The organism is Empedobacter sp. UBA2044, from assembly GCF_002333005.1.
In the GTDB taxonomy this organism is placed as follows: Bacteria; Bacteroidota; Bacteroidia; order Flavobacteriales; family Weeksellaceae; genus Empedobacter; species Empedobacter falsenii_B.
The window spans coordinates 1-25,007 of sequence record NZ_DDBA01000021.1 but is presented as its reverse complement, the minus strand read 5'-3'; the positions used below and the strand labels follow the sequence as shown (position 1 = coordinate 25,007).

The window sequence follows — 25,007 nt, the reverse complement described above, 5'->3', positions numbered from 1 at the left end:
TTAACAAGGGGAAGATTACACCCAAATAAATATCTGACCATAATAAGGAAATATTCAAAATTATATTTATCATCATTTTTAGAGAAGATAACAATTGAATCAGAGAAGTTAACGATATACACTTCAGTATCACTATAGCATCCATCAAGATGAGTACTATAATTTGTTTTTTCTATACTTTTTTTGAATTTGTTAATAGAGGTTAATCTAGAATAAATTTCATCATGAGTATTTCTCATAATACTATCTTTGAAACCTAATATATCTAAAAAAGCTACAAAACGAAAATCAGTTGTTTTCCAATTTGTTTTTATTGTATTAGTCATTAAATCTTGATTTTATTTACTTTTAAAATAGTTAATAATATTTTTTTTTACACTCAAATATACCAAAAAATCACAATCAAACCCCTTATTGTAAAACTACAATCCTACAAATTTTCTCCCACTTTTGCTCGTGTTTTCTTTTACTAATTGTCAAAAAAGAATATATAAATAACGTTGCATAACCCAAAAAGCTCCTGAGAGGAGCTTTTTTTGTGGAGTATATACTATTTTAAAAACTAAGGTTTTCACTACTTCGCATTCTACGTAAGCATAAAAAAAAGCAGTAATCATATAAAATACTGCTTATATAGCTTAAAACTAAACTTCGATAACTCCATAAGAATTAAAAGCTAACTTCGGTTCCGTTCAACAGGCTTCCATCTCATGCCCTCTGGGCAAGACGAAAGCTTAGTTATTGTGCGACGTTTTTATTCTAAACAGATGTGTTTTAACTTACCCGAGTCCTCGGTTGATTATAAATAGGTGTGTTTTACCTTATCCGAGTCCTTGGTTGATAACAAAGAAATTTATTTTTAACTATAATTAGTGAGTTTTAGACGAATTAAAACGTTTATTTTTGGCGTAATATTAATTGAGACTTTCTAAAAAATGAAAAAACTATTTTTATTGACAACATTCTTTATGGTGTCAGCACTTTTTGCTCAACAAGCGACTAATACGTTAGAAGGCGTTTTTACAACAAAAGCAAAAGATGAATTATATAATCCATTGAAATTTGATGGAAAAGGAAGAGTAACAATCGGTGAATTTGATGAGGTTGGTTACGAATTTACAGAACGCAATGATTCGGTTATAATATTTGTCGAAAAAACGGTTTTTATCTTCAAAAAAGAGAAAAATCAATTAAAAGGAATTTCAGATTGGGTGGATAAAAAAGTGTATAAATCAAATTTGAAATCTTTCGAAAATAAACCTCAATCAGATTCTAAATTAGCACAACGTGCAAATTGGATGGCAGAGAATTATGATATTAATTTTAAAAATAATGCAACCTATTTGTTTGATTTTGATGAAGAAAGTTTAACTAAAAAATTAAAAGAAAATGAAGCTGCAAATGCAAAACTGTGTAAAGAAGGTTTTGATGAAAGTTGTAAAGTAGTTTTTGCCTATAAATTTGCTGAACAATCTGGTGGTGTTTTCGAAACATTAAGTGCAACAGAAGAGTTGAAATTAAAACCAAATAAAGAGTTACAGCAATTAGCACAACGTGTGATTGATTTAGGAAATCCAGATGGATACGGATTATTTTATACGTATTACTATTTTACAGGAGAAAAGGAAAAAGCGGAAGAGTTTTTACAAAAAGGATTAGATTTAGGATCTAAGTATTGTACAGAGATTTCATTAAATTCTGCTTTAAGTGAATTTGGAGAAGGCTTACAATCGGAAGTAGAAGAATCAGAAGATTAATTCGAACAAATTATCATATAAAATAAAAGCTCAACATTAGTTGAGCTTTTTGTTATTTAGTCAATAAATATTTTGCAACAGCATGATAAGCTGGTAACGAATACGGGTCGTTCGCACTATTCGATGCAACCGGATTGGAAGCAAATCGCACAATAACCATTTCCGCTTTTGGATCAACATAGATCGCTTGACCATGAACGCCACGCGCCATAAATGCTTGATGCTCATTATTGGTTACCCACCACATATCTTTGTAGCTCCAGCCTTTTAGAAGTTTATAATCTGCCTTTGCAAAAGCTTTTTGATTTCCTCCTTTTTTTATTTCGTCAACCAATTTTTTAGGCAAAATTTGATGATTATTAAAGTAACCATTGTTTCTTATCATTTCTCCAAACATTGCCAAATCTCTAAGGTTTGCATTAAATCCACCTCCTGCAAAAGCAATTCCAGCACCATCAATCTGGTAATATCCATCAAAGTTAGTTCCCAACGGTTGCCAAAATTTTTCAGATAGAATTTGAGCCAAAGGTTTATTCAATACTTTTGTAATAATCCAACCCATCACATCAGTATTCACTGTTTTATAACCAAAAGCTTCGCCATGTTTACCATTTTTCTTGACTGTTTTTAGATAATCATAATAATTTGTAGGTCCATTATAATTAGCAGGTTTAGGAAAAGGATTTCCAGCAGCCGAAAAAGCCCACACTTCTGCATTCGGATCGCTGTAATCTTCACTATACTGTAAAGCTGTGGTCATGTCCAAAACTTGACGAATCGTAGCATCACCAAAAGCTGAGGTTTTCAATTCAGGAATATAATCACTACATTTTTTATTCTCATCTAGAATACCTTCGGCAACTAACATTCCGCCCAATGTACCCGTTAAGGTTTTACTAACCGACATCAAGGTATGAGTTCCGTTTTTGTTTAGTTCTCCAAAGTAATTCTCATAAACAATAGCGCCTTTGTGTAAAACAATAATTCCATCGGTATAATTTTTTTGCAAAGATTCTTTCCATGTCATAGTTTCTTTAGTTTCTAAAGGAGTAAAAGTCACATTATCGATAGATTGATCCAATTTAGTTGCCCAAGTATATCTGTTTTCTTGTGCCGAAGCAACATTTACAGTTGGGAAAAACTCGCGCATATGACAAACGCTGTAACGCAAAGCCGGAAAGTTAAAAAAGCTACCATCTATAGCGGACAAAATATCTTCTTTTGCAGGTGGAAACCCTTTCATCCAATTAAAATTCTTTGGATCCGATTGCTCTGCAGTCAAGAATTGTTGTCCATAATTCATTTGCGTCATCACTAAAATTAAACAAACTAATATTTTTTTCATAGTTGTACTATCTATTTGGTTGATAAATGAAGTAGAGGAGAAGCTTGCTTCTCAAATTTACGAAAACCATTTTAAACTTTATTTTATTAAAAATCGGTGAATTCGAAAGAATAATAAGGTCAAATAACAAGACGAATTCACCGACAAGTTTTGAAGTATTCGATTGATTAGATCTCAACTTCTCGTTCAGAATTTGTGCAATTACTATGAACGATATAATCGATTAGTTTTCCGTTTTCAAAACACAACATTAAATCTTCTTCATAAATTGATGTATGTGTCAATTGGTTAAATTGTAATAATTTTCCTTGTGAGATTTTAATGATTCCAGAATACCAGCTCGCAAAAACTTCTTCTCTTCTCGGAAACAAATAATTCAATTCAACTTCATCCAAACCATCCAAATATCCTCTGAAATTAATCAAAAACAATTCGTCATTTCTCATAATATCCTCTCCAGCATGTTGGCGAAGGTGGAGTAAAATAAGGTGGATGATTTAATTCTCTAAAATAATGATGTAATGGTTGTTCGGCTATAATATATTGTTGGTTGTCGATTAATAAAATTTCTCCTATTTGCGCGATCATTTTTTCTTATGGTTTATTCAAATGTAAAATAGCCATTCGAATAAATGAAAAATCAATAGTGCTAATTTATCAAAATAATAAAAATTGACCGACTAAAATAAATAGTTGAAAATTATTTTGTCTTTAAATGATAAATTCGTATTTATTATTTATTTAAGAGTTATTCTTTCACCTTGTTGAGGGAAAATATAATTGATGTTATATGGATTATCTTTTAACAATTCGTCTTTAATTTTTTGCTCATAATCATCTTTTGGCTTGATATGAGTAACGATAATTGTTAAACCTTTCAACCTACTTTTTCCAACTTCTTTCGCTAATTCGCCTAATTCTTCGTTCATTAATTTTGGGGTTAAATGACCAAATAATAATTTTTCGGGTTGAGAATTCGGAAAAGAAACTTCTAACATCATTGTTTTTAATTTTCCTGATTTAATTTTAGGTGAAATTGCTTTCCAAATAGTTGATAAGTTTTGAGTTTTTTCGATACGATCAGCTCCTGTATCACCAAAATATAAGACTGCATTTGAACCATTTTCGACTAATATTGCTGAACTTTTTAAAGGGTTTACATGACTCAATTCGTAAATAGTTCCTGTGAAATTAGTACCTTCTATTGTGAAAGGTATTCCTATTTCTGCGTATTTGTAGTAATATTTATTCAAAATTGGCGATTCACCTTCATTGGCAAAATTTGCCCAAGCATCATTGGTAAAATATTTATTTTTTAAAACTGAAATTGTTTCAGAAATACCATAAATAGGCTTGTTAGAATCTTCTGGAGAATTAATAATCATCCCAGAAAGATGATCCAAATGTCCATGTGAAATAAAATATCCTTTGATATAGTTTTTCAGAATTTTATTGTTTTGTTCTTCAAAAGTACCTTTCTCTATTGCTTTATTGATTCCAGAAAGAATTGTTCCTGCATCCAATGCTAAATAGCTGTTTGTTGTTTCTTCACCAATCAAATAAGATGAAAGATTGCTTTCATTGCTACCTCCATAAACACCAAGTGGAACAATCTGAATATTTTGTGCTGATGCAATCATCGAAATTCCGAATCCAATACTTAATAGATATTTTTTCATAAAAAGAATTTTAACAAAAATACAACTGAAAAGTATTATTAAACTAAAATATCCCCATAGTTTCTAAAAACTTTAGTATTTTCACATTTCTTTAAAAATTAACGCATAAAAATTAGTTAGAATGAAATCGAAATTATCTACTAAAATATTGAAAAATTATGCGACTCAACTGATGATGAAAAAAGCAATGTATGCAGCTGCAATTGCTTTATTGGCAACGAATGTTGATGCGCAAAAGAAACCTCTTGATTTGACTGTTTTTGATGAATGGCAATCAATCGGAATGAAAGAATTATCAAATAATGGTTCGTGGGTTGCTTATCAAGTATATGCACAAGAAAGCGATAATACATTGAACTTTTTTGGTTTGAAAACAGATAAAAATCTAAGTTTTCATCGTGGTGAACAAAGTGTTTTTACAGCAGATTCTAAATTTGCCGTTTTTAAAATTCGACCTTTTTACAAAGATTTGAAATTGGTTCGAATCAAAAAGAAAAAGGAACATGAAATTGCTAAAGATTCAATCGGAATATTAAATCTTGCAACAAATCAAGTCGAGAAATTACCAAATATAAAATCATTCAAAACACCGAAAAAAGGAGGTTCTCTTTTAGCTTATTTATTAGAAAAAGAAGAAACGAAGAATGATAAAAAAGACAAGTCAGATTCTACAAAAACGAAGGATAAAGTTGCAAAATCAGCTGGAAAAGATAAGAAAGATACGCCGTTAGAATTGGTGTTGAGAAATTTGATTTCAGGTCAGAGAAAATCATTCAAAAATGTGATGAATTATGAGTTTAGCGAGAATGGTAAGCAATTAATTTTTTCGACTAAACAAGAGAAAAAAGATAGTTTAGATAAAACTAAATATGGTGTTTTCTTAGTGAATACAGCAACGTTTGTTCAAAAACAATTGGTAGATACAATTGGTGATTTTAAACAATTTGCGTTTGATGAATTAGCAAATAAAGTCGCTTTTGTTGGAACTTCTGACGAAGAGAAAAAGGAAAATAAAACATATTATTTATATTATTCTACAACAAATAATCCGCAACAAATCAGGAAATCTGAATTGTTAGGATTGAAAAAAGATTGGCAAGTTTCAGAAAATCGTCAACCAAAATTTAGCAAAGATGGAAATTCTTTGTTCATTGGTTTGATGCCGAAATTAGCAGAAAAAGACACAACTTTGATTGCTGATGATCATGCAAAAGTGGATGTTTGGAGTTACAAAGACGATTTTATTCAACCACAACAATTGAAGAATCTTGAGCGAGAGAAAAAACGTTCGTACCTATCTGTGATTGATTTATCGAATCCTGTAAAAGTGACACAATTAGCGGATTTGGATATGAATCAAGTCGAGATTTTGAACGAAGGAAATTCAAATTTTGCTTTAGGAACTTCTGATAATGCCTATCGATTAAGCTTGAATTGGGATGTAACAGGTCGTAAAGATTATTATATCATTAATACGAAAACGGGAGAGCGTGAATTATTTGCAAAAGCTTTGGCTGGAAAAGTGGAAATGTCGCCGAATGGAAAATTTGCTGTTTTTTATAATGCCGAAAATGGATTATGGTCGAGCTATAATATCGAAACAAAGGAAACAAAAGTTCTGAATAAAAAGCTGAAAGTGAAATTTTATGACGAAGAAAATGATTCACCAACTTTAGCGCAAGAATATGGAGTTGCCTATTTTACTGATAATGACGAAACGGTTTTAATCAAAGATCGATATGATATTTGGGAGTTTGATTTGGTTGGAAAACGTCGTCCAGAAAATATGACAAATGGTTTCGGTCGTAAACATAATATTACGTTTGATATCAATCAATTAAATGATGATATTAAAACAATTAATCGAGATAATTTAGTTTATTTAGGTGCTTTTAATAATCAGAATAAACAATCAGGGGTTTATCAAACAATCATTTCGAAAGCAAAAAATCCTGAAGAAGTTGTCATGTCGAATACTTGGGGAACGCAAAAAATGAAGAAAGCGTTGAATGCCAACGAATTTATTTATACAAAAGAATCGTTCCGAAATTCGCCTGATGTTTATGTTTCAACAAATTTTAAAGATGAGAAAAAGATATCTGCAATCAATCCGCAACAAAAAGATTATTTATGGGGGAATGGTGAGTTGGTAACGTGGAAAACGTATTCAGGTAAAGATGCAACAGGAGTTGTGTATAAACCAGAGAATTTTGATCCAAATAAAAAATATCCGATGATTGTTTACTTCTACGAAAAACTTTCGGATAATTTGAATCGTTATCAAGCGCCTGCGCCAACGCCTTCTCGTATTAATCACACATATTTTGTAAGTAACGATTACATTGTGTTTACACCAGATATTTCATATACAATTGGTCATCCTGGTAAATCTGCCGAAGATTATATCAATTCTGGAGTAGAAGCGTTGAAGAAAAATACGTGGGTAAATGGAAGTAAAATCGCTATACAAGGACAAAGTTGGGGAGGTTACCAAGTTGCACATTTGATCACTGCAACCAATATGTATGCTGCTGCTTGGACGGGTGCGCCTGTTGTTAATATGACTTCTGCTTATGGTGGAATTCGTTGGGGGACGGGTATGAGTCGTCAATTTCAGTACGAACAAACGCAAAGTAGAATCGGTAAAACCTTGTGGGAAGCGCCGGAATTATATATCGAAAATTCGCCTTTGTTTAATATGCCAAAAGTTACGACGCCAGTTGTAATCATGCATAACGACGAAGACGGTGCTGTTCCTTGGTATCAAGGAATTGAAATGTTTATGGCATTGCGTCGTTTACAAAAACCAGTTTGGATGTTAAATTATAACGGAGATGATCATAACTTGATAAAACGTGCGAATAAAAATGATATTCAACAACGTCAAGTTCAATTTTTTGATCATTATCTGAAAGATAAACCTGCTCCGAAATGGATGACAGAAGGTGTTTCTGCAATTAATAAAGGTATTGATTGGGGATTTGATCTAGAGAAATAATTATAGTAAATATTTAAAAGCGACCAATTTGGTCGCTTTTTTTGTCAAAAGAATTTCTTACAACACAATTATATTGTTAAATTTACATTTCATGTATAATTAACTTCTTGAAAAAGTTTTAATTTAGAGGGATAATTGCACTGAATATGAATACTAATAATCGACAAATTGTTTATATCCATGGACTAAATAGTTCGGCAAATTCAACCAAATTCAAAACTATTCTAAAAAATTATCCTTCAGCTATTTGTATTGAATGGAAAACGGAGGACAATATTGCAACTATTTTATTTGAAGCTTACGAACATTTAAAAGGTTTGGTAAATGATTTGGCAATTATAGGAAGTTCTACTGGAGGGAATTTTGGTTGGCAATTGCAACAAAAATTAAAGGAAAATGGAAAATCGAGTGAATTAATTTTGTTAAATCCTTTGGTTGATGTGTCGATGAAAGTCGAAAATAATTTTCCAGAAAATCTTTCGCAATATTTAGTGGATATGAATCGTTTCGAAAATACAACGGTTTTTCTTTCTGTACATGACGAAGTTTTGGATTTTGAAAAACTAAAAACTTTCTTTGAAATTCAACAAAATATCTTTCCACAACAAATCGAAATCATAGAAATTGATGACAATCATCGAATACGTAACTTCGAGTCATTGTTAACGTTAATTTAATTTACGCATTACAATTATTTAATTTTATTAACTGCATTTTTGCACACGAATCAAGAAATAAATAAATAAACATGAGGCAATTTTTAATATTAATACTTATTGTATTTTCAATCAGTTCGTATGCGCAAGTAAAAGATTCTACAGAATCTAAAAAGAAAACTGTACAGGATTTTAAGAATATGATGTCGCCTTATTACAGCTATGGTAACGGATTGGGAATTACTTCTCCAGATAGTCTTTATCAGGTCAATATTAGATTTCGTATGCAAAATCGCATTAGTTATAATCATAATGATGGAGAAGAAGATAATATTGATGGACAAATTCGTCGTTTAAGATTGCGTTTTGATGGATATATCGGAGATCCAAAATTTGGTTATTCGATGCAATTATCTTTTGCAGCAGGTGATGTAGGAAAAGCAGAAGAGGGTAAGAATACAAATATTATTCGTGATGCGATGATTTTCTATTACCCAAATAAACATTGGAGTTTAGGATTTGGTCAAACAAAACTTCCAGGAAATAGACAACGTGTTAATTCTTCTGGAGCATTACAATTAACGGATCGATCTATCAATAATGCAGATTTTAATATCGATCGCGATTTTGGATTTCAAGTCTTATACAATAAAAGAAATCAAGAAAAATTCTCTTATATTTTGAGAGGAGCTATTTCTACTGGTGAAGGGCGAAATTGGACAAGTTTTAAGGATACTGGTTTAGCTTATACAGGAAAAGTTGAGTTGTTTCCACTTGGAGAATTTACAAAAGGTGGAAGTAATTATGAAGGTGATTTAGTTCACGAACAAACACCAAAATTGATGATTTCGGGAGCTTATAGTTACAATGATAGAGCACATAGAACAGCAGGAATGTTAGGAGATGATATTGTAGGTGGAGGAACAGCTAATATAAAATCATTGTTTTTGGATGTGATGTTAAAATATCGTGGATGGAATTTGATGTATTCTTATATGAATCGTAATTCTGATAATGTGTTATTTTATAACCCTACAGATATTTCTGATTTTAATTATATCTATAATGGAGAAGGAATGGATTTTCAAGGTTCATACACATTCCCGAAACACTGGGAGGTGATAGGACGTTATTCAACTCAAACAGTAGATAAAGAAATTTTTGAGTTTACACCGAATACAAATCAATACACATTAGGTTTGACAAAATATATTTGGGAACATGCTTTCAAATTACAAGCAGAATTTACGTATGAACAACAAAAATTCTATAATTTAGAAAAGAAAAACAACTGGTACGCGCGTTTTCAGATAGAAATTGGGATTTAAGATATCTTATTGTAAATTAAATATTTTAGAATAAAATAAAGGTTTGATATTTGATAATATTTAATAAATTTGCAGTCAAATATCAACCTATGCAATCCAATAAAAAAAGAAAAAGTTTAAACCGAAATGTAGAGTTCGGAACTAAAAAAGTGCAATTTAAAGATGTAATTATTGTCGCAATATTAATCTTCGTAATTGTTTTAGCAATTTTGAAATTTATAAATTAATTATAAAACAAAAAACCACTTCAATTGAAGTGGTTTTTTGTTTTATTTCTTTTTGATGGAAACTAATTTTGAATCTTCTTTGCAAATTTCTAATACAAAATCATAATCCTTTGTATTGTCTTTGCTTTTATAGTTTGCCAAATATTCTCTACAAGGAACTTGATCTTTTTTCGAGTGATCAAAATCAACTTTACTTCTTTTGAATAATTCTTTTTTCAAGAATGTCGAATCTAAATTTTCTGCTTTTAAAAATGCTTGAGCTTCTGGTGAAATAGCTAATCTTTTTGAAAAAGCTTCATCCAAAACTCTTGCATTTGGAAAGTAATTACATGAGAAAGCACGAGGTCCAAACGCCATAGCGACGAAAACTAACCCAATTCCAACTCCCATCAAATACTTCATAAATCTTTGCGTAAACGTCATATGATCAATAAATTAATGTCGTGAAATGGTAAATCAAACCAATCACATAAGTTCTTTTTTACAATTCTTCCTTTGTACAAATATACGCCATTTCTTATAGTTTTATCCGATTGTACTACATTCGAAAAACCAGATTCTTCAGAAATTTGGAATAAATACGACAAGAAATAATTGCTCAACGCTTTGGTAGAGGTGCGTGCGACGCGAGAAGTGATGTTAGAAACTGCATAATGAATTATATCATTCTTAATAATGATCGGATGATCGTGAGTTGTTAATTCAGATGTTTCGAAACATCCACCTTGATCAATGCTCACATCAATAATTACAGCGCCAGCTTTCATATTTTGTACCATCATCTCAGTTACAACACAAGGTGTACGCGTTTCTCCGCGAAGTGCACCGATTGCTAAATCGCAACGTCGCAAAGCTTTTCCTAATTCTTTTGGATCTAATGTAGAAGTAGAAACTCGTTGTCCTATATTTTGTTGTAATCGTCTTAATCTCGTTAATGAATTATCAAAAACACGAACCGAAGCACCTAAACCTAAAGCTGTTCTTGTCGCATTTTCTGCAACCGTTCCAGCTCCAAGAATCACAACTTCTGTTGGTCGAACACCTGTTACGCCACCCATCAAAATTCCGTTTCCTCCGTTTGTAGAAGACATCAATTCACTTGCGACCAAAATTGCTGTTGTTCCAGCAATTTCACTTAATAAACGAACAACTGGTAAATGATTTTGTTCATCACGAATAAATTCAAATCCAACCGCATTCACACGTTTTGTAATTAATTTCTGAAAATATTCGCGTCTTAAAGTATTTGTAGGGACAGATGAAATAATCAAAGCATTTGGTTTTACCCAATCAATTTCATCTAAAGTAAGTGGACCAACTTTTAGAATAATAGGTTTCTCGAAAACAGCTTGCGTATTGTAAGAAATTTGCGCACCAGCTTCCGAATATTCTTTATCTGAATAATTTGCACTTTCTCCTGCTCCGGTTTCTATCGTAACTTGATGTCCATTATTGACTAAAATTTCGACTGCATCAGGAGAAAGACAAATTCTTTTTTCTTGATTATTTGTTTCTTTTGGAATTCCAATATCAAAGCGTTCTTTCTTATGAGGAATCTCTAAACGCTCGGGTTGAGGAATAAGATCTTCCTGAGAAAAAGGCGTGAAAATATTTTTTCCGTCCATATACTATTAACTAAAATTTAAATGACGAACGCCATCTACATTTTTCAATGTAATTGTGTGGTGCTCATCTGGTATAAAGTTAGCAATTTTATTTGGCCATTCCATTAAACAATATTGATTAGAATATAAATATTCTTCAATCCCAAAATCTAAGGCTTCATCTTCATGATTTAGACGATAAAAATCGAAATGATAAACTTTTCCTTTATCTGTTTCATATTCATTTACAATCGAAAAAGTCGGGCTCGAAACTTCATCATTTGTTCCCAAAGCTTTTACAAACTCTTTGATAAAAGTTGTTTTTCCAGCTCCCATTTCTCCTTCGAAAGTGATTAATTTATGCTGAAGTTGATCGATTATTTTTTGAGCAACTTCAGGTAATTCGTCTAAATTATTGATGATAAATTCCATTTAATTTTTTGGTGTTAAAACAACCATTGGGATAATTATTTCCTCCAACGAAATTCCACCGTGTTGGTAAGTGTTTTTGTAATAATTAACGAAATGATTGTAATTTTTTGGATACGTTAAAAATAAATTTTCTTTTGCAAAGATATACTTTGACGTAACATTAACCTTAGGTAAAAGGAATTTTTCTGGTTGCTCAACCGCCAAAACATCTTTTGGATCGTATTGCAATTGTTTCCCCAATTTATAACGCAAATTTGTACTCGCTTCTTTGTCGCCAATTACCTTCGTAGGCTCTTTTACGTAAATTGTTCCGTGATCGGTTGTTACAATAATTTTCATTTTTTCTTGCGCCGCTTTTTTCACAATTTCCATTAAATATGAATTTTCAAACCAATGTTTTGTGATCGAACGATACGTTTTATCATCACGAATAATTTCTCCAACAATTTTGTTGTCTGTTTTCGCATGCGAAAGAATATCGATAAAGTTATAGACAATTACATTCAAATTATTCTTTTTGTAATTATTAAAATCATCTGCAATTTTTTTCTCGAAATCAGAATTTAAAATTTTAAAATAATTATACGATAAATCGCCAAAACCAAGACGTTTTAATTGTTCTCCTAACAATTCTTTTTCGTACATATTTTTATTTCCTTCATCGGTATCATTCAACCAATATTCAGGATATTTTTTCTCAATTTCCAACGGCATTAAACCCGAAAAGAACGCATTTCTAGCATATTGCGTTGCCGAAGGTAAAATACTATAATATAAATTTTCGGCTTCTGAATTATAATAACGATTGAAAATTGGCTCAATAACTTTCCATTGATCGTAGCGTAAATTATCCACCATAATCAATAAAACATTTTTATCTTTTCCAAGATGAGGTCGAACCAATTGATTGAAAATTGTATGTGATAAAACGGGACGATCTTCGTCGTCGTGCAACCAATCTTCGTAATTACGTTCTATAAATTTGAAGAAAGCTGCATTTGCTTCACTTTTCTGATTTTCGATGATTTGAGAAAGTGCTGTATCTTCGATATTTTCAAGTTCAAGTTCCCAAAAAACTAATTTTTTATAAATCTCTTGCCAATCTTCAAAATCGCGTGCATTCATCATATCCATTGTGATATTTCTGAATTCCTGTTGATAATTAATCACTGTTTTTTCAGAAATAATTTTCGATGCGTCCAAAATCTTTTTCAAACTCAATAAAATCTGATTTGGATTAACCGGTTTAATTAAATAATCTGCTATATGTGAGCCAATTGCATCTTCCATGATATGTTCTTCCTCACTTTTTGTGACCATAATAACAGGAAGATTTGGACGCAATTCTTTAATTTTTGGTAAAGCTTCCAATCCGCTCAAACCGGGCATATTTTCGTCGATTAAAACCGCTGCAAAGCTCTCTTTTTCTATTTCTTCTAATGCATCAGTCGCATTATTTATCATTGTTGTATCGTATCCTTTCTTCTCTAAAAAAAGCTGGTGTGGTTTCAATAAATCGATTTCATCATCAATCCATAAAATTTTTATAGCCATTTGTTATATTTTTATTTTTTATATTGATTTCTACTTTTAGAATTATTCCAAATATAGCGATTACGGAAATGTTAAAATCAAAATTGTATGTTAAACAAAATTGTAGTTTTCCCAAAATTTGCGATGATTATTTAGCATAAATAATTCCAAAAATGATTTTTATCTAAAATATTTTATAAAAACCATTCTTAATCAAAAAAGTAACGTTCTGAATGAGTAAAAATTCTTATCTTTGCCGACAAAACAGTACGTTTGAATCCATTAAACAATAATAAGTTGAAGATAGTAAATGATCCAGTTCATGGATTTATTACGATTCCAAACGAGCTTATTTATCAGATTATTCAACATCCATATTTTCAGCGACTTCGTAGAATTACGCAAACTGGATTAACAGAAATGGTTTATCCAGGAGCGAGACATTCTCGTTTTCATCACGCTTTAGGTTGTATGCATTTGATGCAAAAAGCCTTAAATATTCTCAAAAGAAAAAACGTCGACATTACTCCAGAAGAAGAAAATGGAGCTTTAATCGCGATTTTATTGCATGATTTGGGACACGGACCTTTTTCTCATTCTCTTGAACATTCTATAATTAATGGTTCGCATCACGAAGAAGTTTCGCTTCGTTTGATGGAAGAATTGAATCAAATTTTTGATAATCGATTAGCTCTAGCTATTCAAATTTTTAAAGGAAATTATCCGAAAAAGTTCTTGTCACAATTAGTTTCGAGTCAGTTGGATTGCGATCGCATGGATTATTTGAAGCGCGATAGTTTTTACACAGGAGTGGTAGAAGGAAATATCAATCCGGAACGAATTATCTCAATGATGAATGTCTCGAATGATGAGTTGGTGATAGAAGCAAAGGGAATTTCGTCGGTCGAGAAATTTTTGATGGCGCGTATGTTTATGTACATGCAAGTGTATATGCATAAGAAATCGTTTACAGCAGAGAATTTTTTGATTAGCGTTTTGAGAAGAGCGAAAGAATTGACAAAAACGGGAGAAAATCTTTTTGCAACGTTTGCTTTTAAATACTTTTTAAAAGAAAATGAAGTTGGAAGTTTATCGAAAGAAGGTTTAGAAATTTTCACACGTTTGGACGACTCGGATGTTTTATCAGCGATAAAAGAATGGCAGTTTCATGATGATTTAATTTTGAGTAAATTATCAAAAAATATCATTCAGCGTACATTACCAAAATCATATTTGATGGATACAAAATTATCCGAAGAAGAAATTTTGGTTGAAAAAAATAGAGTAGAAAATGCTTTAGGAATTGATGATGCAAGTTATTTTGTGGAACAAACAACGATAAAAATTGTTCCGTACGAAAAATCAAAAAGTCCAATAAAGGTTTTATATAAAAATGGTGAGGTAAAAGAAATTTCGAGTTCAGAAAAAAGTTTGTTAACGCAATTTTTGCAACAAGAAATTACAAAATATCATTACCATAGCGTTTAAATATCGATTTGAAGAATTTGACAAAAAAGTTAAATAACTTAAATAATCATTTTATAAATTTAAGAATAATTATTAGTTTTGCAGACTATGAAATTTAAAGCTGCAGAGATTGCGCAATTATTGCAAGGAACCGTAACAGGTGATGCAAATGTAGAGGTTTCCACATTATCGAAGATAGAGGAAGGAAAAGAAGGTTCGATTTCGTTTTTGGCTAATCCGAAATACGAGCATTTTATCTATACAACAAACGCTTCTATTGTGATTGTGAGTAAGGATTTTGTGGCAACAGATTCTATTTCGTCTACATTGATTGTGGTTGAAGATGCATATCAAGCCTTTACAAAGCTGTTGCAGTATTACAATACGATAAAAAATAATAAAGTTGGAATAGAAGAATATACGAAAGTAAATTCTACTGCGCAACTAGGAGATAATGTATATGTTGGAAGTTTTTCTTATATTGGAGCTAATGTTTCGATTGGGAATAATGTAAAAATATATCCAAATGTAACGATTGGCGATCATGCTAAGATTGGTGATAATACCGTTTTACATTCAGGCGTACAAGTGTATGAAGAGTGTGAAATTGGTCAAAATTGTATCATTCATTCTAATGTTGTGATTGGTGCTGATGGTTTCGGTTTTGCGCCAAATCCAGATGGTTCTTTCGAAAAAATTCCTCAAATAGGAAATGTTTTGATTGAAGATAATGTCGAAATTGGAGCAGGATCAACAATAGATAGAGCAACAATGGGATCTACAATTATTCGTAAAGGAGTAAAATTAGATAACCAAATTCAAATTGCTCACAACGTTCAAATTGGAGAGAATACTGTTATTGCTTCGCAAAGTGGAGTAGCAGGATCTACAAAAATTGGACGTAATTGTATGATTGGAGGTCAAGTTGGTATCGCAGGTCATTTGACAATCGGAGATTTTGTACAAGTACAAGCTCAGAGTGGTATTAATGGTGATGTAGAAAGTAAAACGCAATTGTATGGTTCGCCAGCAATCGAAGCGTCAAGCTTTAGAAAATCGTATGTACATTTTAGAAAGTTTCCAGAAATTGTGAAACGAATCGATAAATTAGAAAAAGAGAACAAACAAAAGTAAAAGTTAATGTCTGATAAACAAAAAACTTTAGCGAATGAAGCCGTTCTAAAAGGTGTTGGCTTACATACAGGTAAATTTGTTACCTTAACATTTAGACCAGCCGAACCAGATACAGGATTTGTATTTGTTAGAACAGATTTAGAAGGTCAACCTCAAGTAGAAGCTGATGCACAGTATGTTGTGAGTACAGCCAGAGGAACAACTTTAGAGAAGAAAGGAGTTAAAGTACATACAACAGAGCACGTTTTGGCAGCTTTGGTAGGTATGGATATTGATAATTGTTACATTGAAATTGACAATGCGGAACCACCAATTATGGACGGTTCTTCTCGTTTTTTCGTTGAAGCAATAGAATCTGCTGGAATTGTAGAGCAAGATAAAGACAGAGAATATTATAGAATTAAAGAAATTGTAACGTATGTAGATCCAGAAACAGGATCAGAAATCACGGCGATTCCTGCAGATGAATACCAAGTTACAGCAATGGTAGATTTCGGAACGAAAGTTTTGGGAACTCAAAATGCAACTTTAACATCTATCAAAAACTTCAAACAAGATATCTCTCAAGCAAGAACATTTTGTTTCTTACATGAGTTAGAGCAATTGTTGGAAGCTGGTTTAGTAAAAGGTGGAGATTTAGACAATGCAATTGTTTATGTTGACAAAGAAATTACGCCAGAAACAAAAGAAAAATTATGTAAAGCGTTCAATAGAGATGATGTTTCTATTCGTCCGAATGGAATCTTGGATCACTTGACTTTACACTATCCAAATGAAGCTGCACGTCACAAATTATTAGATGTTGTGGGAGATTTGGCTTTAGTAGGTAAAAAATTGAAGGCTAAAATTATTGCAACAAAGCCTGGACATCATACCAATACAAATTTTGCAAAGAAATTAAGCAAACAAATTAAATTAGCGCAACGCAATAAAGTGCCAGAATTTGATTTGACAGCAGAACCAGTTTATGATATTAATGATATCATGAAGTTATTACCACATCGTCCACCATTCTTATTGATTGACAAGGTAATTTCTAAAAGTGCAACAGGTTTAATCGGCGTGAAAAATGTAACGATGAACGAGCCTTTCTTTGTTGGACATTTTCCTAAAGAACCTGTTATGCCAGGTGTATTGCAAATTGAAGCAATGGCACAATTAGGAGGGTTATTGATTTTAGGAGAATTAGAAAATCCTCAAGATTATTCAACTTATTTCATGAAAATTGAAAGTGCTAAATTTAAACGCAAAATTATTCCAGGTGATACATTGGTGTTTAAATTAGAGTTGGTTGAACCAATTAGAAGAGGAATTGTTCATATGCAAGGAATTGGATATGTAAACAATCAAATTGCTGTGGAAGCAGAAATGATGGCAGTTATTACAAAAGAATAATTAAAGAAATGGAAGTTATGAATCATCCGATGGCATATGTTCATCCAACTGCAATAATAGGTGAAAATGTTACAATCAGCCCTTTCTCTTCTGTTTACGAAGATGTAGAAATTGGTGATGGAACATGGATTGGTCCTAATGTAACAATTATGTCAGGAGCACGTATTGGAAAAAATTGTAAAATTTATCCAGGTACGGTAATTTCTGGTGAGCCTCAAGATTTGAAGTACGAAGGTGAAAAAACTTTAACATATATTGGTGACAATACAACAATTCGTGAATGCGTTACTGTAAACAAAGGAACTAATGCATTAGGTTATACTAAAATTGGTGACAATTGTTTGATTATGGCAACTGCACATATCGCGCACGATTGTGTTGTAGGAAATAATGTCGTAATCGTAAATGCGGTTGGTTTAGCAGGACATATAGAAGTTGGAGATTTCGCTTTTATTGGTGGTTATAGTGCAGTTCATCAATTTACAAAAATTGGAGAACATGCTTTTGTAGCTGGTGCGACACAAATTCGTAAAGATGTTCCTCCGTATGTTAAAGCTGCAAAAAATCCTGTTGCTTATGCGGGAGTTAATGCAATTGGATTGAGAAGAAAAGGTTTTACATCAGAAGAAATCTTCGAAATTCAAGGTATTTACAGAATTTTATATCAACAAAAAAATAACGTATCTCAGGCTGTAGAACAAATCTTAGAAAAATTCCCAGATTCACATTATCGTGAAGTGATCCTTGATTTTATCAATACAAGTGATCGTGGAATTATGAAAGGATATAGCTCGGGAGTTTAATAAAATAACAATAGAATAAATGGCGACAACTTCTGATATCAGAAAAGGTTTATGTATTATTTTTAATAATGATACGTATAAAATTATCGAATTTTTACACGTAAAACCAGGTAAAGGACCTGCTTTCGTTCGTACAAAATTAAAATCATTAACTAACGGAAAAGTATTAGACAATACATTCTCTGCTGGTCATAAAATTGAAGAAGTTCGTGTAGAAACACGTAACTACCAATATTTATATGAAGATGATAATGGTTTCCACTTCATGAATAATGATGATTTCTCTCAAGTTTATTTAAACAAAGATTTGATTGATAATTCACAATTTATGAAAGCTGGTGACGAAGTAAAAATCTTGTTCCGTGCTTCTGATGAAACAGCTTTAGCAGCTGAGTTACCAACTACAGTTGTAATGGAAATTACATACACAGAGCCAGGTCTTAAAGGTGATACAGCTACAAATGCTACAAAACCTGCAACGACAGAAACTGGTGCTGAAATCCGTGTTCCTTTATTCATCAACGAAGGTGATAAAGTAAAAATCAACACAGAAGATGGTTCTTATGTAGAACGTATTAAAGAATAATTATTCTGAAATATAGATAAAAAAAGCGACCTTTTGGTCGCTTTTTTTATTACAATTTTATTGTAACTTTTTCGCTAGAGCATGTCGTTTCTTTATCTATTTTCTTGACAAAAATTGTAGAACCTAAGAATTCATTTTTGATTGTGATAGATGATGAATCACTCCCTTTATAAACCGTTTTATTCTCTTTTGGATCGAAATTATAGATTCTATTTCCATCTTCATCCAACCATTCGAATTTATATTTCTTATCGTCAGTATTTTTTAAAGTAAGTATAATCGTTCCGTCTTTTTTATTCTGTTTGATACTAACTTTTTCAGAAAAATTAATTTTTTCTAAAACAGTAATTTGAATTGCTTTTCGTTCAGATTTTTTGTTGTTCCAATTACTTTCAACATAATAAGTCTTATTCTCAGTAATAGTTGGACTAATAATATTGCTTCCTTTTACAAATGGTTGAGTAGAATTTAGCTCATCATACCAAAAATATTCAACTTTTGCTTCTGGATTTTTCACCGTTAGTGCCTGATGTTCATTGTAACAACTTTCTTGTTTTTCACCCCATGTCAAAACTGGTGGAGTTAAACTCTCATTATTAGGTTTTGTAATTTCCCATTGCGTTGTGTACATATGATTCGCATGATTTTCTTTTCTTACTAATTGCGTTGTATCCGTCACTTCAGCTCTTAAAATATTTTTTTCTAAGTTGAATTGACCTTTGTTTAGATGAATAGAATCTAAATTTTCTGCAATCAATTTATTATTCAAAATCCATTTTACTTTCAGGGTATTTGGAACTGGTTTTACTAAATTAAGAGTAAAAGCATTCATGTTTTCTGTGTTAACAGGAGTATCAACAGCGGGTTTTGTAGAAATAATTGGATTTGTTTTTTGATGAATTACTTCAATAAATTCTTCTTGACAAACATTACAAAAAGGCGCGATTAAATATTGCATTTTACAGAATTCGTGCGGACGAAACCATTGTGCTCTTGCATCTTTTTCGCCATATGCATAAATTCCAATTCCATTTGTCCCAATCCAATTTTTCCAAGGAACATCTTGTATATTCTGTGTTTTATTTGGACCAGGAACCGTATACAACGGACCAGACCAATATTCGTCTGATAATTTTGCAAACGAATGTCCAATTTAGTGAACAGCGATATCATTACTTTTAAAATTAACTGTTGTCGTCGCAAATTCTCCTCCAGAACCACCATAAAAAGGAGAATTAACAAGAATTACAACTTGACTATAATTGGGAATATTATCTTTCAGAACTTGTAATACCTTTTCATTTTTCGTTGGAACAACTAAACGATGAATTCCAGAAATATCAAAACTACTTCCGAAAATTGTATTTGGATTAGTTTTCGGAACTTCATATTTCTTTACAAATTTATTATAACGTTCAGGTAACTGATCCCAATCTACTTTTTCTGTGGGACATTCTTTGGTAGAATATGGGTGAATTGCACCAGATTCCTCAGAAATACTATTTATAACAAATACATTAAAATAATTGATATATTGACTTAATGGTTCCGTTTTGAAAAAATAGTCTGTAAATCGTTTTGCATCTTCTTTATAATATTTTAATTCGTCTTTTGTATAACCATCTGCTAAAACAACAAGGTTGATAATGTTTTTATCACTTCCCTGATATTGTAAGGTATCAATTTCGAATTTTTGTGCTGATAGAGTTGAAACTGTAAATAGAGTGGTGGCTAGAAAAAATAATCTTGTTCTCATAGTTGTATTTTGAAAAAATAATACGCAATATAGTAAGATAGATTTTTTTAATGAAATTTTGATTTTAAATATTTATTATCGGATAGGAGTTCTTAAATCATTATAAAACTGAAGAATATATTGTATTTTTAACACAAGAAATAATCTTGAACCAACTATGAAAATCAAAACCAAAAAGTTTCTGAAAAAATCTTTTTATACTTTACTTATTTTAGGAATTGGAAGTCTTTTGTTCACAGCTTTTGCAAATTATAAAATAGAAAACTCAACGGAAGAATTTGTCACAGATAAATTAGAGATTTTACCTAAAACCAAAGTTGCGATTGTATTGGGAACAGCGCCAAATTTGGTGAGTGGTTATCAAAATTATTACTTTACGTATCGTATAGAAGCTGCAACAGAATTGTATCAATCAGGAAAAGTAACGTACTTTATTTTGAGTGGAGATCATGGTCGAAAAAACTACAACGAACCTGAAGCAATGAAACAAGCCTTAATAAAAAATGGAGTTCCAGAAAATGTGATTTATTTGGATTATGCAGGTTTTAGAACATTAGATTCTATGATTCGTGCAAAGGAAATTTTTAGTCAGAATGAATTTATTGTAGTTTCCCAAGAGTTTCACAATCAACGAGCAGTTTATATTGCACGTCAAAACGGAATTAATGCGTATGGTTACAGTGCAAAAGATGTCAATAAACATGCTGGATTAAAAACAAATATCCGCGAGTATTTTGCTCGAACGAAAGTTTTTATTGATAGCTTTTTTGGTGTTCAACCAAAGTTTTTAGGAGAGAAAATTGAGATAATTTAATTTTTATTCAATGAATAAAGATATAAAGCAAATAATGAGTAAAATGCTTCTAATTCAATCTTCTGATTGCATTTTTATTTATGGTAAACACAATTTTAAAATAAATAATGAATTAGATTTTACTTTTGATTTTGAAGAATTAGTAGAGTTAAATATTGTAGAAAATAATATTGAGAAGAATCTTTTTACTTCCATCATTAGTCATTGTAAAGGAATTATTAAAAATAATTTTATTGTTGATTTGACTAGTTACAGAAACGCTGAGAATTTATATGTGTATTTAAAGGAAACATCCGAGTATTATGTTATCATTTCAATCGGAGAATACCAACCTAGTTTATATAGAATTTATATAGAAGGTGTCTTTTTGAAAATGTTTTAGGAAAATTATTTGAATTAAAAAGAGAAACCAAACTAATGATTTCTCTTTAATATTTTTTACTTCAAACTACTAAAATATCCTCTCAAAATAGCATCGTTAGCAGAATTTCGTGTATCAATTTCTAAAATCTTCGGGCGATTACTTTCTGCATAAAAATCTTCAAAAGTATTTTCTAAATCAGTTAAATTTGAAACAACTTGGTATTCAAAACCATACATTTTAGCTAAATGTTCGGCAGTGAAATGATGTTTTGTTTCAAAATAATCTTCAACAACATCTGTTTCAGATGGGCCAGGAATAAATTTGAAAATATTTCCTCCGCCATTATTGATCAAAATAATTCTGAAATTATTCGGCATGTTTACATTCCATAACGCATTCGAATCATAGAAAAACGAAATATCTCCCGTAATCATCACCGTATTTTGACCAAAAGCGATGCAAGCCCCAATCGCTGTAGATGTAGAGCCATCAATTCCACTTGTTCCGCGGTTACAAAAAACAGGATTCGAATTGTTGTGATCATACAATAATCCGTAACGAATAATGGTTGAATTTCCGTACTGAATTTGCCAATTTTCAGGATAATTTCTAATAATGGAATCAAATGCTTTCAAATCACAAAATGGAATCATATTGATGTAATTTTTGTGTTTGATATTATTCGCTTCTCGTATCGAATTCCATGTGTTGTAATATTCTGATTCTTTTGGATTAACAAACGGAACAAATTGTTCTAGAAACAATTCAGGTTTCGTCTCAATTTTATCTGTTAATGCTTGGAAAGTGTCTGGTTGCCAATATTCATCTAAATGCCAATGTTGCGTTGGCTTTTGATCACGTAAGAATTTTTTAATCTTTTTGGAAACGACATTTTGCCCAATTGTCAATAAAATATCAGGTTTCAACGCTTCTAATTCTTCTTCCGAATAAGGGAAAATAACTTGATCTATTTTATTGAAAAATCGTTCATCATGAATATTTGATGTTACTTCTGTTAACACAACAACCGAATCATCTTGCGCCAATTGTTTTACAAAATGATCAAATTTGGCATCAGGATGATGTAATCCGACCAAAATCATTTTACGCGTCGAAGCATTCCAACGTTTCATCAAATCAATTACATCAATTTCTGGATAATCTTTTGCAGGAATTGTAATTGTATCAATTTCAATATCTGGTGTTGTTACAGATTCGTACAAAGGCTCAGAAAAAGGCATATTGATATGAATTGGCGCAGATTTGTGCATACAATCAATCAACGCATATTTCGTCAACAACATATTTCGCGTTAAATCATCCGTTTCTTCACTTTCGGAAAGTTGTACATTATGAACTGAATGTTTCTCAAAAATATCTTTTTGGCGAATGGTTTGTCCATCAAAATTATCAACCAAATGCTCGGGACGATCTGCAGAAAGCACGATTACAGGAACATTTTGAAAAAAAGCTTCCGTAATTGCTGGGTAATAATTTGCCGTTGCCGAACCAGAAGTACAACAAACAACAACAGGTTTCTGAATTTGCTGTGCCATTCCCAAAGCGACAAATCCTGCCGAACGTTCGTCGATTACACTATAAGTTTTGAAACGTTTGTCATTCGCAAATTGCATTGTTAATGCTCCGTTTCGAGATCCTGGCGATAATACGATATGATCAATTTCGAAAGCCAAAAAAGTTTCAGCAATCAATTGAACATTTAATTTATTTGATATTTTTCTCAACGTAGTTGTCTTAAATTATAAAAGGTTTTGATTAGCAAATTTACTAAACAAAACCTTTCAAAAAGTATGATATTTTTAAGAATTAAGTATGTAAACCTCCGTCTACACTCAAAACTTGTCCTGTTACATAACTTGATAAATCTGACGCTAAGAATAAACATGCATTTGCAACGTCTTCTGGTTGTCCTCCACGTTTTAATGGAATTCCATTACGCCATTCTTCAACAACTTTTTGGTCTAAAACTTCTGTCATTTCAGTTTCGATGAAACCTGGTGCAATTGCATTACAACGAATATTACGAGAACCTAATTCTAATGCAACAGATTTAGAGAAACCAATTAAACCAGCTTTAGATGCTGCATAATTTGCTTGCCCAGCATTTCCTTTGATTCCAACAATAGAAGACATGTTCACGATAGATCCAGAACGTTGTTTCATCATTGGTTTGATCACTGCTTTTGTTAAGTTGAAAGCCGAATTTAAGTTTGTTTGAATTACTTTTTCGAAATCTTCTGCAGACATTCTCATCAACAAATTATCTTTTGTAATTCCAGCATTATTAATTACAATATCAACTTGACCAAACTCAGCAATTACATCTTCCACTAATTTTTGAGCAGCTTCGTAATCAGAAGCATCAGATTGATATCCTTTTACTTTACCGAATTGTCCCAATTCTTCTTCCAAAGCTTTTGCTTTTTCTACAGAAGAAGCATAAGTAAAGGCAACGTTAGCGCCATTTTTCACAAAAACTTCAGCAATACTTTTTCCAATACCGCGAGTTGCGCCTGTAACGATTGCTGTTTTACCTTGCAATAAATTCATGTTTATAGGTATTATATATTGCTTCAAAAATACGATTTTTTGTGAGAGTTAAAAATGTAAAAAAATACTTTATCAATTTTATTTAACATTTTATGGTATTATAATTGAAAATATTGATTGTTATAACCAAATTAAAAATATAAAAACATGAAGAATCTATTGAAATTTTTAGCGGTAACATTTTTTGCCTTATTTGTATTTACGGCTTGTAGCGATGATGATGATCCAGCAAACAATGATTTCTTTGCAGGAACTTATAAAGGAAAAATAAGTTATGTTGATGGAAATAATACTCTTTCTGCTGATAATGGAAGTGTATTTGTAACTAAAATTGCAAGTGGAACAAAGTATAATTTTGCTTTTTCTGATAAAATTCCAGATTTGAACGGAGTTGAGTTCGAGAAAAAAGGAGACAATACTTTAGTAAGTGTTGGGGCAACAGAATTATCTTACATTAGAATTGATAATTCAAAATTAACTATTCTTTATACAAAAGATGGTAAAACTTGGACTGCGAATGCAACAAGATAATTTTTAGTGTAACGTCCTGAAAAAATG

Annotated in this window: 25 protein-coding genes; 12 read left to right on the top strand and 13 right to left on the bottom strand. The window is 31.4% G+C overall.

Features of this window, described 5'->3' with window-relative positions; translation table 11 throughout:
- On the bottom strand, positions 1–326 hold a 326-nt coding region (locus B4E59_RS03135; protein ID WP_291048101.1), incomplete at its 3' end, for a hypothetical protein.
- 609 nt (positions 327–935) lie between these two features.
- Here B4E59_RS03135 and B4E59_RS03130 point away from each other — a divergent pair.
- Positions 936–1,757, top strand: coding sequence for a hypothetical protein (locus tag B4E59_RS03130; RefSeq protein WP_286496213.1), 822 nt, complete (start codon positions 936–938; stop codon positions 1,755–1,757).
- A 52-nt stretch (positions 1,758–1,809) separates the two neighbouring features.
- Here B4E59_RS03130 and B4E59_RS03125 read toward each other — a convergent pair whose 3' ends face one another.
- The 4 genes from B4E59_RS03125 to B4E59_RS03110 form a co-directional block, all read right to left on the bottom strand.
- A complete protein-coding gene (locus B4E59_RS03125) occupies positions 1,810–3,102 on the bottom strand; it encodes a serine hydrolase domain-containing protein (RefSeq protein WP_291048098.1) in 1,293 nt (430 codons plus the stop codon).
- A 167-nt stretch (positions 3,103–3,269) separates the two neighbouring features.
- The gene (locus B4E59_RS03120; protein WP_291051254.1) at positions 3,270–3,548 is read right to left on the bottom strand and encodes a hypothetical protein; all 279 of its coding nucleotides are present in this window, start codon (positions 3,546–3,548) and stop codon (positions 3,270–3,272) included.
- Positions 3,538–3,690, bottom strand: coding sequence for a hypothetical protein (locus tag B4E59_RS03115; RefSeq protein ID WP_291051251.1), 153 nt, complete (start codon positions 3,688–3,690; stop codon positions 3,538–3,540). The genes B4E59_RS03120 and B4E59_RS03115 overlap by 11 nt, the downstream gene beginning before the upstream one ends.
- Positions 3,691–3,839: 149 nt before the next feature.
- On the bottom strand, positions 3,840–4,781 hold the full coding sequence (locus B4E59_RS03110) for a DdPDE7 family 3',5'-cyclic-nucleotide phosphodiesterase (RefSeq protein ID WP_219035347.1): 942 nt from the start codon (positions 4,779–4,781) through the stop codon (positions 3,840–3,842).
- Between the two features lie 121 nt (positions 4,782–4,902).
- Between B4E59_RS03110 and B4E59_RS03105 the strand changes: the two genes are divergently transcribed.
- The 3 genes from B4E59_RS03105 to B4E59_RS03095 all read left to right on the top strand — a co-directional run bounded on the left by B4E59_RS03105 (position 4,903) and on the right by B4E59_RS03095 (position 9,763).
- Positions 4,903–7,779 (top strand): alpha/beta hydrolase family protein, encoded by a 2,877-nt coding sequence (locus B4E59_RS03105; RefSeq protein WP_291048092.1) that lies wholly within the window; start codon positions 4,903–4,905, stop codon positions 7,777–7,779.
- A gap of 146 nt (positions 7,780–7,925) precedes the next feature.
- Positions 7,926–8,456: a YqiA/YcfP family alpha/beta fold hydrolase gene (locus B4E59_RS03100; protein ID WP_219035345.1), complete on the top strand. Its 531-nt coding sequence runs from the start codon at positions 7,926–7,928 to the stop codon at positions 8,454–8,456.
- A 71-nt stretch (positions 8,457–8,527) separates the two neighbouring features.
- Positions 8,528–9,763 (top strand): porin, encoded by a 1,236-nt coding sequence (locus B4E59_RS03095; protein WP_286496216.1) that lies wholly within the window; start codon positions 8,528–8,530, stop codon positions 9,761–9,763.
- Positions 9,764–10,032: 269 nt separating this feature from the next.
- Here B4E59_RS03095 and B4E59_RS03090 read toward each other — a convergent pair whose 3' ends face one another.
- Genes B4E59_RS03090 through porX form a run of 4 tightly spaced genes read right to left on the bottom strand, consistent with a single transcriptional unit; the run spans position 10,033 to position 13,580 of the window.
- On the bottom strand, positions 10,033–10,392 hold the full coding sequence (locus tag B4E59_RS03090; protein ID WP_147280013.1) for a hypothetical protein: 360 nt from the start codon (positions 10,390–10,392) through the stop codon (positions 10,033–10,035).
- Positions 10,393–10,409: 17 nt separating this feature from the next.
- Complete coding sequence (locus tag B4E59_RS03085; protein WP_221856537.1) at positions 10,410–11,615, bottom strand: alanine dehydrogenase; 1,206 nt, start codon at positions 11,613–11,615, stop codon at positions 10,410–10,412.
- 6 nt (positions 11,616–11,621) lie between these two features.
- Positions 11,622–12,026: a tRNA (adenosine(37)-N6)-threonylcarbamoyltransferase complex ATPase subunit type 1 TsaE gene (gene tsaE, locus B4E59_RS03080; protein WP_219035101.1), complete on the bottom strand. Its 405-nt coding sequence runs from the start codon at positions 12,024–12,026 to the stop codon at positions 11,622–11,624.
- Positions 12,027–13,580, bottom strand: coding sequence for a T9SS response regulator signal transducer PorX (gene porX, locus B4E59_RS03075; RefSeq protein ID WP_219035100.1), 1,554 nt, complete (start codon positions 13,578–13,580; stop codon positions 12,027–12,029).
- A 276-nt stretch (positions 13,581–13,856) separates the two neighbouring features.
- Between porX and B4E59_RS03070 the strand changes: the two genes are divergently transcribed.
- The 5 genes from B4E59_RS03070 to efp all read left to right on the top strand — a co-directional run bounded on the left by B4E59_RS03070 (position 13,857) and on the right by efp (position 18,944).
- Positions 13,857–15,047: an HD domain-containing protein gene (locus B4E59_RS03070; RefSeq protein WP_286496217.1), complete on the top strand. Its 1,191-nt coding sequence runs from the start codon at positions 13,857–13,859 to the stop codon at positions 15,045–15,047.
- 87 nt (positions 15,048–15,134) lie between these two features.
- Positions 15,135–16,160 carry a UDP-3-O-(3-hydroxymyristoyl)glucosamine N-acyltransferase gene (gene lpxD, locus B4E59_RS03065; protein ID WP_115001039.1) on the top strand — a complete coding sequence of 342 codons (1,026 nt, stop codon included), beginning with the start codon at positions 15,135–15,137 and terminating at the stop codon, positions 16,158–16,160.
- Positions 16,161–16,166: 6 nt separating this feature from the next.
- On the top strand, positions 16,167–17,555 hold the full coding sequence (locus tag B4E59_RS03060) for a bifunctional UDP-3-O-[3-hydroxymyristoyl] N-acetylglucosamine deacetylase/3-hydroxyacyl-ACP dehydratase (RefSeq protein WP_038336111.1): 1,389 nt from the start codon (positions 16,167–16,169) through the stop codon (positions 17,553–17,555).
- A gap of 17 nt (positions 17,556–17,572) precedes the next feature.
- Positions 17,573–18,358, top strand: a complete 786-nt coding sequence (gene lpxA / locus B4E59_RS03055; protein WP_115002092.1) for an acyl-ACP--UDP-N-acetylglucosamine O-acyltransferase — start codon at positions 17,573–17,575, stop codon at positions 18,356–18,358.
- 19 nt (positions 18,359–18,377) lie between these two features.
- Entirely contained in the window at positions 18,378–18,944 is a 567-nt protein-coding gene (gene efp, locus B4E59_RS03050; RefSeq protein ID WP_038336113.1) for an elongation factor P, read from the top strand.
- Positions 18,945–18,993: 49 nt separating this feature from the next.
- On the opposite strand, the gene B4E59_RS03045 is transcribed toward efp, so the two are convergent.
- Both B4E59_RS03045 and B4E59_RS03040 read right to left on the bottom strand, forming a co-directional pair.
- Complete coding sequence (locus B4E59_RS03045; protein ID WP_291051246.1) at positions 18,994–20,049, bottom strand: Ig-like domain-containing protein; 1,056 nt, start codon at positions 20,047–20,049, stop codon at positions 18,994–18,996.
- Between the two features lie 48 nt (positions 20,050–20,097).
- Positions 20,098–20,700, bottom strand: coding sequence for a M64 family metallopeptidase (locus B4E59_RS03040; protein ID WP_291051243.1), 603 nt, complete (start codon positions 20,698–20,700; stop codon positions 20,098–20,100).
- 157 nt (positions 20,701–20,857) lie between these two features.
- Here B4E59_RS03040 and B4E59_RS03035 point away from each other — a divergent pair, with 157 nt between their 5' ends.
- Positions 20,858–21,514 (top strand): SanA/YdcF family protein, encoded by a 657-nt coding sequence (locus tag B4E59_RS03035; protein ID WP_125349808.1) that lies wholly within the window; start codon positions 20,858–20,860, stop codon positions 21,512–21,514.
- 10 nt (positions 21,515–21,524) lie between these two features.
- A complete protein-coding gene (locus B4E59_RS03030) occupies positions 21,525–21,896 on the top strand; it encodes a hypothetical protein (protein WP_038336116.1) in 372 nt (123 codons plus the stop codon).
- 56 nt (positions 21,897–21,952) lie between these two features.
- Here B4E59_RS03030 and menD read toward each other — a convergent pair whose 3' ends face one another.
- Both menD and fabG read right to left on the bottom strand, forming a co-directional pair.
- On the bottom strand, positions 21,953–23,623 hold the full coding sequence (menD, locus tag B4E59_RS03025) for a 2-succinyl-5-enolpyruvyl-6-hydroxy-3-cyclohexene-1-carboxylic-acid synthase (RefSeq protein ID WP_291051239.1): 1,671 nt from the start codon (positions 23,621–23,623) through the stop codon (positions 21,953–21,955).
- An 82-nt stretch (positions 23,624–23,705) separates the two neighbouring features.
- Positions 23,706–24,449 (bottom strand): 3-oxoacyl-[acyl-carrier-protein] reductase, encoded by a 744-nt coding sequence (gene fabG, locus B4E59_RS03020; protein WP_038336119.1) that lies wholly within the window; start codon positions 24,447–24,449, stop codon positions 23,706–23,708.
- A gap of 147 nt (positions 24,450–24,596) precedes the next feature.
- Here fabG and B4E59_RS03015 point away from each other — a divergent pair, with 147 nt between their 5' ends.
- Entirely contained in the window at positions 24,597–24,980 is a 384-nt protein-coding gene (locus B4E59_RS03015; RefSeq protein ID WP_221856850.1) for a hypothetical protein, read from the top strand.
- Positions 24,981–25,007 lie beyond the last annotated feature (27 nt).